Source organism: Gemmatimonadaceae bacterium, assembly GCA_036504815.1.
In the GTDB taxonomy this organism is placed as follows: domain Bacteria; phylum Gemmatimonadota; class Gemmatimonadetes; order Gemmatimonadales; family Gemmatimonadaceae; genus PNKL01.
Map to the genome: position 1 here is coordinate 35,706 of DASXUN010000020.1, position 14,268 is coordinate 49,973.

6 protein-coding genes are annotated in these 14,268 nt (G+C 67.9%); 2 read left to right on the forward strand and 4 right to left on the reverse strand.

Features of this window, described 5'->3' with window-relative positions; genetic code table 11:
- Positions 1-37: 37 nt before the first annotated feature.
- Together VGJ96_09390 and VGJ96_09395 are read right to left on the reverse strand one after the other, a co-directional pair.
- The gene (locus VGJ96_09390; GenBank protein ID HEY3287313.1) at positions 38-1,954 is read right to left on the reverse strand and encodes a glycoside hydrolase family 97 protein; all 1,917 of its coding nucleotides are present in this window, start codon (positions 1,952-1,954) and stop codon (positions 38-40) included.
- A gap of 147 nt (positions 1,955-2,101) precedes the next feature.
- Complete coding sequence (locus tag VGJ96_09395) at positions 2,102-5,293, reverse strand: glycosyl hydrolase (protein HEY3287314.1); 3,192 nt, start codon at positions 5,291-5,293, stop codon at positions 2,102-2,104.
- A gap of 138 nt (positions 5,294-5,431) precedes the next feature.
- On the opposite strand from VGJ96_09395, the gene VGJ96_09400 reads away from it, so the two are divergent.
- The gene (locus VGJ96_09400; protein HEY3287315.1) at positions 5,432-8,614 is read left to right on the forward strand and encodes a hypothetical protein; all 3,183 of its coding nucleotides are present in this window, start codon (positions 5,432-5,434) and stop codon (positions 8,612-8,614) included.
- 151 nt (positions 8,615-8,765) lie between these two features.
- A complete protein-coding gene (locus tag VGJ96_09405) occupies positions 8,766-12,149 on the forward strand; it encodes a hypothetical protein (protein HEY3287316.1) in 3,384 nt (1,127 codons plus the stop codon).
- A gap of 194 nt (positions 12,150-12,343) precedes the next feature.
- Here the strand turns inward: VGJ96_09405 and VGJ96_09410 are convergent, their stop codons facing one another.
- Together VGJ96_09410 and VGJ96_09415 are read right to left on the reverse strand one after the other, a co-directional pair.
- Positions 12,344-13,453, reverse strand: coding sequence for an alanine racemase (locus VGJ96_09410; protein HEY3287317.1), 1,110 nt, complete (start codon positions 13,451-13,453; stop codon positions 12,344-12,346).
- Between the two features lie 49 nt (positions 13,454-13,502).
- Positions 13,503-13,700, reverse strand: coding sequence for a hypothetical protein (locus VGJ96_09415; GenBank protein ID HEY3287318.1), 198 nt, complete (start codon positions 13,698-13,700; stop codon positions 13,503-13,505).
- Positions 13,701-14,268 lie beyond the last annotated feature (568 nt).

Consider the following 14,268-nt stretch of genomic DNA (forward strand, 5'->3'; position numbering starts at 1 on the left):
GGCATCGCGAGCCCCGCGCACGTTCACCCAGCCGCGTCTACCGCGGCGAGATGCGCGCCGCGAAGCCGCCGCCGGGGGCGAGCCGCAGCGTCAGCTTGTCGCTCGCCGAGAGCCGCAGCTCCGCGTGCTCGTAGTCCACGCCGGCACGGTCGGCGTTCGGTCCATCGCGGAACACCTCGGCCGTGAAGGCGCCGGCGCCAAGCCAGGCGAGGTCGATGTCCACGGCCCGCGCCGTCCAATTCGTGAGCGCACCGAGGTACCAGTCGGCGCCCGAGCGCCGGGCCACCACGATGTATTCGCCCACCTTGGCACTCAGCACCTTTGTCTCGTCCCACACCGTCGGCACTCGCGAAAGGAAGGCCAACGTCTCCGGCTCCTTGCGGTAGTTCGACGGCGAGTCCGCGAGCATCTGCAGCGGACTCTCATAGACGACGTACATCGCCAGCTGCTGGCAGCGGGTTCCCTGGCTCATCGGCCGGGCCCAGACCGGCTTGAAGTCGGCCTTGGTGGCGTTGATCATCGCGCCCGGCGTGTAATCCACCGGGCCGGCCAGCATGCGCATGAACGGGAACGTGACCGCGTTCTCGGGTGAGGCGAGCTCGCTCCACTTGCTCTGCTCGAGGCCAAGCACGCCTTCGCTGGTCACGACGTTCGGATGCGTGCGATAGAGTCCCGTCGGCTTGTATGCGCCGTGGAAGTCGACGAGCAGGTGCCGCTTGGCGGCCTCCTTCGCCACCCGCTCGTAGAAGTTGACCATCCACTGATCCTCGCGCTGCATGAAGTCGACCTTGATCCCCTTCACGCCCCACTTCTCGAACTGGTCGAGCGCCGGCTGCAGCTGCAGGTCGAGCGTCTTCCAGATGACCCACATCACTAGGCCGACGTGTTTCGCCCTGGCATGCTCGGCGATCGCCTCCATGTCGATGGCCGGCACCGTCGCGAGCAGGTTCCCAAGCGGATACCACCCTTCGTCGAGGATGATGTAGGGAATGCCGTTCTCGGCGGCAAAATCGATGTAATGCTTGTACGTCTCGGTGTTCACGCCGGCGCGGAACGGCACGCCGTAGATGTTGTTGGCGTTCCACCAGTCCCACGCGACGAGCCCCGGCCAGATCCAGCCGGTGTCGGTCATCGTCGTCTCGGAGGCGAGGCGATAGACGAGGTCCGTGTCGAGCAGCGTCTCGTCGTGCTCCGCGATCACCAGCGCCCGCCACGGGAAGGCGCGCGTCCCCGTGGTCTTGGCGATGTAGCCTTCGCGCTCGGTCACGACTTCGTCGCGGTCGCGGCGGAGCTCGACCTTCTTGGGATACGCTGGGAAGAGGCCGCGCAGCGTCAGCGCGGCGGTGTCGCCGGTGAGATCCATGCCGGGATAGTCGAACAGGTCGGCTTCGGTGATCACCGCCTTCACGCCGTCGGGGAGCACGATCATCGCGGGAAGTGACGAGAAGCGCTTGCCGATCTCGCTCACCTTCACCTGCTTGTACTGCCGTTCCTGGTGCGACTGGAAGCTGGTCTCTTCCGGGAAGTACGTCAGGTGGTCGCCGGCCCAGGCGAAGGTCGCGTCCTCGTTCACCACGGTAATGTCGCCCGGCAGCGCCGTGACGAAGCGATACGCCACGCCATCGTCGTACGCGCGAATGAGCAGCGCATAGCCGCCGGCGAAGTCGATGCGCCGCGCATTGTAGTGATCGCGCACCTCGGCGCGCTTCACACGCACAACCGGACGCAGAACGTCATCGACGGCCGAGGTACTGGTTGCCTTGACGACGGGCTTGGCGCCGAGCACCTGTCCGTCCGCGAGCGTGATGCCGAGGCGCGACGGCTTGAGGATGGTCTTGCCGCGCAGCGTGACGGCCCAGGTGAGCTGCTCGCCCACGCCGACCGTGACGCTGAGCGCTCCGTTCGGCGAGGTGACGGTGAGCGGTGCCGCCGCGCGGCTTGCCTTTTGCGCCATCACTTCCGTCGACGCTACGGCCAACAAGGCCGCCAGCGCTGCAATTGATGTTCGTCCTCGAACCATCATGATGCCTCCTTAACGACCCCGTCCCCCCGCACCACACTCCGCACCCCTCCCCCGCACCCTGTTCCCTGCACCCTGCACTCACATCGCAATCTTCGGTTTCGGCGCCGGCACAATCACCCCCGGCACCTTGGCGTCCTGCAGTAACTTGTTGAACGCCGGCACGTCCTGCTGCTCGATGGCGTCGACGTCGGCTTTCAGCGCCTTCCACAGCTGTTCGAGGTCGGCGAACCGGTCGCGCATCGGCTGCGTCACCACGTCGTTCCCCTCGAGATTGCCGAGGAGGAAGACGTACTGCGCGTTGATGCCGTTGCGATAGTTGATGATGTCCTGCCCGTTGCGCGACTTGGTGGTAAGCTTCGGGTCGACCGCGTCCACCTTCCCCGCGATCCCCTTCCCCTTGTCCGAGATCGTCGCGGCCTGCTCGACGTCCTTGGTGCGCTCGACGATCTTCTGCACCTGCTCCTTGATGTCGCGCAGGCGCAGCACCGATTCGTGAATTTCCTTCACCCGCGCGACGATGGCCCGCGACAGCGAATCGCGCGCGGCGACGTCCGCTGGATCGGACGAGCGCCGCGGATCGGGGAGCACGTCGAATGTCTGTGACTCGACGATCTTGCCGTAGGTCAGCCGCGCCGTGTAGCGCCCCGGCGTGACGAGCGCGCCGCCGTTCGGACCACCAAAGAGGGAGATCCCCTCGAGTTGTGTCGGCGCATCGGCGCGCAGGTCCCACTGCATCGCGTTGAGACCGGCTTTCAACGCCAGGCGATTCGACGGCGGGCCGCTGCGACGACCGCCGCTGGCCGCCGCCGCAGCGCCGGCGGGTGCCTTGGACGAGTAGCTGCGCATCACCGCGCCGCGCGCGTCGAGAAAGTCGATGGTCAGCGTCGCGTTCGAGTCAGGAACGGTCGCGAAATGGTAGTAGACGCTTGCCCCGGCCGGCGCGTTACGTCCGGCATCGCGCACCGGCGGATTAGCGCCGGGCACCTGCAGCGCCTGCCGTGGCGCGAAGAGGTGCACCGGTTTCCTGACGATGCTGTCCGCGAGCTGCCGCACGGCGCTGAGATCATCGAGAATCCAGAACGCACGCCCCTCGGTGCTCGCGTACAGGTTGTCGTGGCGGACCACCAGGTCGGTGACCGGCGTGACCGGGAGGTTCTGCGAGAACGGCTGCCAGAGGCCGCCGTCGTCGAACGAGATGTAGACGCCCGTTTCGGTGGCGGCATAGAGCAACCCGGCACGCGCCGGATCGGCGCGCACGCTGCGCACCGGCTCGCCGTCGCGCAGGCCCGTGGTGATCTTCGTCCACGTCTTGCCGTAGTCCGTCGTCCGGAAGGCGTAGGGCGTGTACTCGCCACGGCGGTCACGACGGAAGGCGAGGTACGCGGTCCCCGCGTCGTGCGGTGAGGCGTCGATGTGATTCGACAGTCCTTCGCCGACGCCGGTGGGCGTCACATTCGTCCACGACTTCCCGCCATCTCGCGTCACCTGCACCAGCCCGTCGTCGGTGCCGACCCAGAGGACGCTGGCATCCCGGGGCGACTCGCTGATCGTCACGATAGTGTTGTAGATCTCGCCGCCCGCGCCCTCGTTGGTGATGGGGCCGCCGCCGAATCCCTGCGTGGCCTTGTCATTGCGGGTGAGATCGGGCGAGATCGGCGCCCAGTGCCGGCCGCGGTCGCTCGTCTTGAACAGCACGTTGCCGCCGTGATAGACGACGCGCCCGTCGTGCTGCGAGACGACAATCGGCGCCGTCCAGTTATAGCGATAGCGCGTCTGGTCGGACGGCTCGGTGAGGTTGAGCGCCGGATACGGCATGATCTCGCGCGGCAGCCCCGTCTGCATATCGAGCTCGTCGATGATGCCCTGATAGCAGCCGCCATAGACGTAGCGCGGGTTCTTGCGATCGACGCCCACGTTGGCGCTCTCGCAGCCGGGGCCCGACTGCCAGTCGTCGGCGCCGATGGACCCGCCGTCGGTGCGACTCTTGATGATCACCGACGAATTGTCCTGCTGGCCGGCGTACAGGCGGTACGGATAGACGTCGTCCACCGCCACGTGATAGAACTGCGCGGTCGGCTGGTTGTCCTGCGTGCTCCAGCTCTTGCCGCCATCGAGGGAAATCGACGCGCCGCCGTCGTTGGCGTTGATCACGTAGCGCGAATCGGACGGGTTGATCCACAGCTGGTGATTGTCGCCGTGTTTGGCTTCGACCGTCGCGAAGGTGCGGCCGCCGTCGATGGAGCGCATGACCGGCGCGTTCATCACCCAGACGACGTCGGCATTCCTGGGATCGGCGGTGATGTTCATGTAGTACCACGACCGCGTCTGAATCAGGCGGTCCTCGCTCAGTAGGCGCCACGTCTTGCCGGCGTCGTCCGACCGGTACAGCCCGCCCTTCTCCGCTTCGACGATCGCGTAGACGCGCTCCGGATTGGCCGGCGAGACGTCGACGCCAATCTTCCCCATCAGTTTCGGCAGCCCGTCGGTGAGGCGCGTCCACGTGTCGCCCCCGTCGGTGCTCTTCCAGATGCCACTCCCGGGGCCGCCTGAACGCACCATCCACGGCAGGCGCTGATGGTCCCAGAACGCGGCGTACAGCACGCGCGGATTGGTGGGATCCATGGAGAGCGCGCTGGCGCCACTCGTCGCATTCTCGCCCTTCAGCACCAGCGACCAGGTCTTGCCGCCGTCGCTCGACCGGTAGACGCCGCGATCGGGCGTCCCGGTCCACCGTTCACCCTGCGCCGCGACGTAGACGAGGTCGGCATTCCTGGGGTGCACGCGGATGTTGGAGATCTGCTTCGTCTTCTCGAGCCCAATGCGCACCCACGTCTTGCCCGCATCGGTAGACTTGTAGACGCCGTCGCCGAACGACGACGACTGGCCGCGCACGGCATGCTCGCCCGTGCCCACATACACGACATTCGGATCGGACTCGGCGACCGTGATGGCGCCAATGGAACTCGTCTTGAAGTAGCCGTCGGAGATGTTCCGCCAGCTCAGCCCCGCGTCGTCCGTCTTCCAGACACCGCCGCCCGTGTAGCCGGCGTAGTAGGTGAACGGCTGCCCCGTCACCCCCGTCACCGCAACCGCTCGGCCGCCGCGGAACGGACCGATGTTCCGCCACTGCAGGGCGCGGAACGCCGAGGAGTCGAAGGCCACCGCCGCGGCCGGCGCGACGGAGGGGGTCTTGGGGCGTTGCGCGCCCAGCGGGAGGGCGAGCAGGAGCGAGAGGGGGATCCAGGGGAGCCAAGGGAGCCGGGCGCGCATGTCGGGATTGGGTGGGAGGTCCAGTGCGAAATTTGCCCCGCGGCGCGCCCACGGCTAGCGGTCTGACCGCCGCCAACGATAGAAGGGGGCGCGGCGTACCTCTACGTCATCCCCGCCCCAACACGCCCGAGGACCTCTATGCGATTCCGTCTGGCTCTCCTCCTCTGCGGCGCCGCGACCTCGCTGCACGCGCAGGCGCTCGACTCGGCCGCCACGGCCGCCATGAAGTGGCGCAACGTCGGTCCGGCCAACTTCATGGGCCGCCTCTCCGACGTGGCCGGCATCCCCGGCCCCAGCAAGACCCTGTTCGTCGCCGCCGCGGCCGGCGGCGTCTGGAAGACGACCAACAACGGGCAGACGTGGCGCCCGGTCTTCGACGACAAGCGCGTCGCCTCGATGGGCGTGCTCGCGATCGCGCCGTCGGACACCCAGCAGGTCTGGCTCGGCACGGGCGAGCCGCACTCGCGCAACAGCATCGAACCCGGCGCCGGCATCTACAAGTCGGTGGACGGCGGGCTGACCTGGAAGCTGATGGGGCTCGAGAAGACCCAGCACATCGGGCGCATCGCGGTCGATCCGCGGAACCCGAACGTCGTGTGGGTGGCCGCCCTCGGCGCGGCCTGGAAGAGCAACCCCGAGCGCGGGCTGTACAAGACGACCGACGGCGGCACCACGTGGCAGCTGGTGAAGTTCGTCAGCGACAAGGCGGGCTTTGTTGACGTCATGATCGACCCGCGGAACTCCGACGTGGTGTACGCCGCCTCGTATGAGCGTCTCCGCACTCCGTACTCATTGAAGAGCGGCGGCCCCGGCTCGGCGCTCTGGAAGACGACGGACGGTGGCAAGACCTGGACGGAGATCACCGGCAACGGATTCCCGACGGGCCCAAAGGGTCGCCTCGGGCTCGCGCTGGCGGCGAGCAACCCCGACATCCTCTACGCGATGGTCGAGGCGGCCAAGCCGTCCAAGGACGGGAAGTTCGCCGCCGAGCGCGTGCCGGCCGACAACGGACTGTATCGCTCCGCCGACGCGGGCAAGACGTGGGTGAAGACGAACAACGCCAACGTGCGCCCGTTCTACTACTCGCAGGTGCGCGTCGATCCCACGAATCCCGATCGCGTCTACTTCTCGTCGACGCAGATGCAGGTGTCGGATGAAGGCGGCAAGAACGCGCGTCCCGCCGCGCAGTCGGTGCATGTGGACGACCACGGCATGTGGATCGACCCGAACGACCCGGAGCGGCTGGTCATCGCCAACGACGGCGGCATCGCGATCTCGTTCGACAAGGGCGGCAATTTCATCCAGCCGATGAACCTGCCGCTGGCCCAGTTCTACGAAGTCAGCTACGACATGCACGTGCCGTACAACGTCTGCGCCGGCGCGCAGGACAACGGCACGTGGTGCGGGCCGAGCCGCAGCAAGAACGGGTCGGTGAACCTGGCCTACTGGTTCACCATCTCCGGCGGCGACGGCTTCTACACGGCGCAGGACCCGACGAATTCCGACATCGCCTTCGGCGAATCGCAGGGGGGCAATGTCTCGCGCGTGAACGTCCGCACCGGCGAGCGCGCCGGCCTGCGCAAGCCGTCGTGGCAGGAGCAGTACAAGCGGTGGGAGGATTCCATCGCGATCGTGCGCGGCGACATCACCAAGCCCGCCACCAAGGAAGTGACGGCCGTGGTGAATGCGCTCAAGGCAAAGCAGAAGGCCGACTCGATGGACCTCGCGCTGCGCTTCAACTGGAACTCGCCGTTCTTCCTGTCGCCCCACAACCCGCAGACGTTCTACTTTGCGGGCAACCGCGTGCTCAAGAGCACCAAGCAGGGCGACGACCTGTTCCTGATCTCGCCCGACCTGTCGAAGAAGCTCACGGCGAAGATCGACACGTCGATGAACCTGACCGGCGGCATCACCCTCGACGCGACTGGCGCCGAGACGTACGGCACGGTGGTCGCGCTGGCCGAATCGTACGTGAAGCCCGGGCTGCTCTTTGCCGGCACCGATGACGGCAACGTCTGGAAGTCCACGAACGACGGCGCCGCGTGGGAGAACCTGAGCGCGCGCTTCCCCGGCCTGCCGGGCGAGCTGTACGTGGCGCGCATCGAGCCGTCGCACTTTGACTCGCTCACGTTCTACGTGGCATTCGACAACCATCGCTACAACGATTTCGCGCCGTATCTGTACGCGACCAACGACGGCGGCAAGACGTTCCGTTCGATCGCCGGCAACCTCCCCAAGGACATGCCGGGCGACTTCCTGCACGTGGTGCGCGAGGACCCGACCAACGCGAACCTGCTCTTCGTGGGGTCGTCGGTGGCGGTCTACGCGTCGCTCGACAAGGGCGCCACGTGGTCGCGCCTCATGAGCGGGATGCCGACGGTGCCCGTGTACGACCTCAAGATCCATCCGCGCGACCACGAACTGATTGCGGCCACGCACGGTCGCGGCATCTGGGTTGCCGACATCACGCCGCTGCAGCAGATGAACGCGACGGTGCTCTCCGCCGACGCGCACCTCTTTGTGCCGCGCACCGCGTATCAGTGGGGCGAGGAGCCGACGCGCATGGCGAGCGGCAACGGCAACGCGCAGGCATTCTTCGCGACGCCGAGCCCCGCGTACGGCGCCGACATCTTCTACAAGCTCGGGGCGGATGCGCCGTCGACGGTGCGCATCACGATTGCCAACGCCGCCGGCGACGAACTGGCCACGCTGAACGGCACGGGCGGCAGCGGCCTGCGCTCGGTCAACTGGAACTTCCGCAGCACCGCGCGGCCGCCGGTGGCGCCGGCGGCACTGTCGCCGTCGGAGAAGCGCGATTCGATCCTCAAGGCGACGCGCGCCCCGGCCGTGCTCGACTCGCTCGCCAAGGCCAACTACGACAGCACCGCGCTCGCGCGCACCCGGCAGTTGCTGAACCCGCCGGCCGGCGCGGGTTTGGGCGGACGCTTCGGTGGCGGCGGACGAGGCGGCGTGGGGTGCGAGCGTCCACTCACGCAGTGGGACATGTTCTGCGCTCGGCCGGGCGAAGGCCAGGCGCCTCGCCCGGGTGCGGCCGACGCGGCCGCCGAGGGCGGCGTGCAGCGCGGCGGCACCGAGACGGACGCCGTGAAGAAGATTTTCGTGCTGATCGGCCTCAAGGTGCCGGCCCCGGCGGGACGCGGTTTTGGCGGCTTTGGCGCCGGCGGCAGCGAAGCCAGCACCGGGACGTACCTCGTGACCCTGAAGGTGGGCGACAAGACGTACAAGCAGTCGCTGCGCGTCGAAGGGAACAGTGGCGACGGCAGCGCCGTTGCCCCCTTTGACGAGGACGACGACCGATAGCAGGCACCGCGTGTCGCGCACGGGGGATGGCGAGGTGGCCATCCCCCGTCGTGCGTCGGCGTTTTTCGCTGGCAGACCTCTCCCGAATGCGCGAGCTTCAAGCCCGGATGACCTGCTGCATCGCGCACCCGCACACTTCCCTCGCCTTCCCATGACGCGCCAACTGACTGCTTCACTGCGCACCCTCCTGCTCGCCGCCCCGTTCAGCGTGCTCGCGCAGGGCGCCATCGCACCGGCCAAGCCCGCTACACCCGCGAAGCCGGCCACCGCACCTGCCAAGCCCGCGACGCCCGCCAAGTCGGCGGCCGCCGATTCCGCCAAGGCGGCCACCGACACGACGCCCAAGTCGCCGTTCAACACCGAGGCCTTCGGCGGGCTGCGCGCGCGCAACATCGGCCCGGCCATGACCTCGGGGCGCATTGGCGCGCTCGCCGTGCATCCCAGCAACCCCGCGATCATCTACGTCGGCGCGTCGTCGGGCAACCTCTGGAAGTCGGTGAATGGCGGCGCCACCTGGCAGCCGATCATGGACCGCGAGGGCGCCTACTCCATCGGGTACATCGCCATCGACCCGCGCAATCCGAACGTCGTCTGGGTGGGGACGGGTGAGAACAACTCGCAGCGCTCCGTGGCCTACGGCGACGGCGTCTACAAGTCCGAGGACAACGGGCGCACGTGGAAGAACGTCGGCCTCAAGCAGTCGGAACACATCGGCAAGATCGTGGTGGATCCGACCAACAGCGACATCGTGTACGTCGCCGCGCAGGGTCCGCTGTGGAGCGCCGGCGGCGATCGCGGCCTGTACAAGACCAGCGATGGCGGCAAGACGTGGGAACAGGTGCTGAAGATCAGCGACCACACGGGCGTCTCCGACGTCGTCGTCGATCCGCGCAACCCGAAGGTGCTGGTGGCGTCGTCGTACCAGCGCCGCCGGCATTTCTTCACGCTCATCAACGGCGGCCCCGAGAGCGCGATCCATCGCAGCACCGACGGCGGCAAGACGTGGACGAAGGTGAACACCGGCCTGCCGAGTGAGGAGCTGGGGCGCATCGGCCTCGCCATCTCGCCGGTGAACCCCGACATCCTGTACGCCAACGTCGAGGCCGCCAATCGCAAGGGCGGCGTCTATCGCTCCATCGACAACGGCGTGACGTGGGAGAAGCGCTCGGACTTCAACCAGGGCTCGATGTACTACGGCCTGGTCTGGGCCGATCCAGTGAACGTGGACCGCATCTACATCCCCGACGTCTACACCCAGGTGTCCGACGACGGCGGCCGCACGCTGCGCCAACTGGGGCAGCGCAGCATGCACGTGGACAACCACATCCTGTGGGTGGACCCGAAGAACACCGACCACCTGCTGATGGGCAACGATGGCGGGCTCTACCGCAGCTGGGATCGCGGCGGCACGTGGGCGTTCTATGAGAACCTGCCCATCACGCAGTTCTACGACGTGGACGTGGACTACGACCTGCCGTTCTACCACATCGCCGGCGGCACGCAGGACAACTACTCGCTGCACGGTCCGTCGCGCACCCGCTCCGATCACGGCATCCTGAACCAGGACTGGGTGGTGACGCAGGGCGGCGACGGCTTCGTCTCGCGCATCGACCCCGAAGATCCGAACACCGTCTACGCCGAGGCGCAGCACGGCGCGATGGTGCGCGTGGACCGTCGTACCGGCCAGCGCATCGGCATCCAGCCCACCACCGAGCCCAACGAGCCGCCGGCGCGCTGGAACTGGGACACGCCCATCCTCATCTCGCCGCATTCGCACACCCGGCTCTTCACCGCGTCGCAGCGGCTGTATCGCAGCGAGGATCGCGGCAACACGTGGACGGCCGTCTCGGGCGACCTCTCGCGCCAGATCGACCGCAATGCGAAGCTCGTGATGGGCAAGCTCTGGGGCCCCGACGCGGTGGCGAAGAACCAGTCCACGGCGCTCTACGGCAACATCAGCGCCATCTCCGAGTCGCCCAAGACCGAAGGGCTGCTCTACGTGGGAACCGACGACGGCCTCATCCAGGTGAGCGAAGATGGCGGCAAGAACTGGCGCCGCGTCGACTCGCTGCCGGGCGTGCCGAAAGACGCCTATGTCGCACGTGTGAAAGCGTCGCAGCACGACGCGAAGACGGTCTACGTGGCCGTCGAGAACCACCAGAATGGCGACTACAAGCCGTACCTGCTCAAGAGCACCGACGCCGGACGCACCTGGACGTCGATCAACGGCGACCTGCCGGCGCGCGGCTCCAGCTATGCGTTCGCCGAGGACCATGTGGATCCGAACCTGCTCTTTGCGGGCACGGAGTTTGCCGCGTGGGCCAGCAAGGACGGCGGCAAGCACTGGTTCAAGCTTCCCGGGCTCCCGACCATCGCGGTGCGGGACCTGGTGATCCAGAAGCGCGAGCACGATCTCGTCATCGCGACGTTCGGCCGCGGCTTCTACGTGCTGGACGATTACACCCCGCTGCGCCGCGCCACGACGGCGTCGCTCAAGGTGGCCGGCGTCGAGCCGGTGCGCCGCACCTGGTTGTACATCACGACGCAGAGCTACGGTGGCCGCGGCAAGTCGTTCCAGGGCGAGAATTTCTACACGGCCGACAATCCGCCCTTCGGCGCGGTGATCAACTACTACCTCCCCGAGGCGCTGAAGACGAAGCAGGCCAGGCGCGTCGAGGCGGAGAAGGCGGCGGAGAAGGCGGGCAAACCGATCAGCTATCCCGCGATGGCCGCGCTGAAGGCGGAGGCGCTGGAAGAGGCGCCGACAATCCTCCTCACCATCTATGACTCAACCGGCGCGGCGATTCGCACCCTGACCGGACCGACGGGCAAGGGATTCCAGCGCGTCGCGTGGGATCTGCGCATGGCGGCCGGCACACTGGGCCGCGCCCGCCCCGCCGGCGGCGAGGGCGAGGGCGACGGCGGCGGCTTCGGGCCAAGCGGTCCGTACGTCGCTCCCGGCACGTACGCGGTGACGGTGGCGCAGCGCGTCGACGGCGTCGTCACGCCGATCGGCACGAAGCAGACCATCGAGGTGCTCAACGATCCCGCCGGCACGGTGACGATGGCCGAGCACGCGGCGCGGGCGAAGTTCATGACGCGCCAGCGCGAGCTGCAGCGCCACGTGAGCGGCGCCGTGGAGCTGGCCACCGCCACGCAGACTCGGCTCGACGCCATGAAGCGCGCCGCCGATCAGGCCCCGGCAGTGCCGGCGGCCGTGGCGGGAGACGTGCGCGCCGCGATCAAGACGCTCCGCGGTATCGTCGAGGCGCTGCGCGGCGATGACATCCTCGCCGCGCGCTACGAGGCGACACCGCCGTCCCTTAGCGAACGCGTGGGCGTCGACATGGGGCGCTCGCTCAGCATGCCGACGAACACGATGGAGCGCGATCTCGCCATCGTGGCCGAGCAGCTGGGGCCGCAGGTGACGGCGCTGCGCGCGCTCGTGCAGGAGACCATCCCGAAGATCGAGACGGCGCTCGAGAAGGCCGGCGCACCGTACACGCCGGGGCGCGTGCCGGAGCCGGGTCGGTAGGACACGCTGGCCTTTTTCACCACGGAGGCACGGAGAACTACCTGAGGGCCACAGAGGACTACCACAACTGGTGGTAACGACATCGCGCCACGCAATCTCTGCGTGGCGCGCGTTGTTACTCCAAGAAGTTGCAGTTTCTCCGTGGCCCTCAGGCGGTTCTCCGTGCCTCCGTGGTGAAGAAGGCCAGATCGCGCCTACGCCCCGATCAGCACGCCGTATCCGCGTCCGCGCGCGTCCACCGGCCACGACGTCACGACCTCGCCGTGACTGATGCCGAAGATCACGTCGTTGAGATGCGTCACGATGCAGACGTGGTTGGGCACCACGCGCACCTGTTCGCCCACCTGCGGCCGCCAGTCGGTGTTCGCCAGGTCGAGGATGCCGTGCTCCTCGCTCATCCGCGACACGATGACCTCCGGCCGGTCGAGCAGCGCGCCCCACCCTTCGCCGCCGGCGCCGCGGATCGGCTCGCGCCCCAGCGCCTTGGCGCCGGCGTCAATGACGGCCTGTCCGGGGACGCTCGTGCTCACCACAGTGGCCAGCACCGTGAAGGCGCAGTCGGCCCACTTGCACGCCCCGATTTCGGCGGTCGTGCGGTCGTTGTAGACGTACGTTCCCGGGCGAATCTCGGTGACGCCCGTGATCTCGTGCGAGCGCCACATGGTAGGCGTCGAACCGCCGCTCACCACGGCCGGCGGCAGGCCGGCGTCCGCGAAGGCCTCTAGTGCCTCACCCACGCGATGGCGCAGCCGCGCCAGCGCCGCGTCCTGCGACATCACCGGCTCGCGGATGTGTCCGGGGTAGAACGCAATCCCCGAGAACTCGAGGGGCGGATTGGCGGCGACATGCCGCGCCAGGGTGATGGCGTCGTCCAGGGACGGCACGCCGACGCGGTGCATCCCGGCGTCGAACTCCACCGTCACCGCCACGGCCCGGTCGTGGCGCACCGCCGCGGCCGCGAGTTCATCGATGGCATGCGCCGAGTCGAGCTGCACGCGCAGGGCCACGTCCTCGCGCACGGTGAAGAGCCGGTCGAGCTTCGCGTGGCCGACCACCGGATAGGCCACCAGCAGGTCATCGGTGGCCTGCTGCATCACGGTGGCCTCGTGCGGCGTGGCGCAGGTGAGGCCGGCGGCGCCGCGACGGACCTGCTCGCGTCCCACGTGCACCGACTTGTGCGTCTTGGTGTGCGGCCGGAGGGCGAGGCCGTGCGCGTCCGCGTACGACTGCATCGCGTCCAGGTTGTGCGCCATCACGTCGACGTCGACGAGCGGCACGGGGGTTTCGAGTTGATCAAGGGTCATAAGGCCTTCTCTGCCGGTACGGGTCACGGGCGTGGACGTTGCGGCGCGCTCAGTAGATCAGCTCAGCCCAACGGCCTTCCCCGACCAGCGTCGCCCGCTGCCGCGTGTCGACGGCGACGTCGATGTGCCGCAACTCCGTGTCGCTGTCCTCGGCGGTGAAACGCGTGGACCTCACTACCGTGACGCTGATGGGATCTTTCGTGTCGTAGTCCTTGAGCTGCATCGTGTTCTCCCGGTGTGCCGTCATCGATGGTCCGAATCGCATCGGGCACATAGTCGGGGGACCGTTGAGGCGGCGCACGCCTTGCGGGCGATGAGCCGACACGCATACCGCGAATGCTCCGGCACAACCCTAAGATACACGCGCGGCGAGGGCGACGGAGGGGTCGGACCGGCAGCATCCGCCTTGCGCCTGCTGCGTTGTTAGTTGGCACGCAGGACAACCGGCGAGATGCGCCCATCCGTAAGCAAAACGGGGCTGCAGAGGGCGACGAGTGCCGTCGGAGTCGTGCCACCCTGCACGGCAGTGACTACTCGTCCGGGCGAAACTCGGCACGAGCGCATCGGGGCGCGCGACGTTCACCCCAAGGTTGTCTCTCGACGCCACTGGGCCGGTCGGGCGCAACGCTTTCCAGCATCAGGAGCTCGGCAAACGCGCGACCTTCAGCATGCGATCGCCGACGCAGATCCAGCAGGTCCATTCCGGCGGCACGGCGGGCCAGTCGTCGCAGTGAAGTCCTATCCGCCATGCCGAGACGCCGCGCGAGCTCCTGCGAGGAGGCGCATTCATGCAGCGATGACGCCAATATCACGGC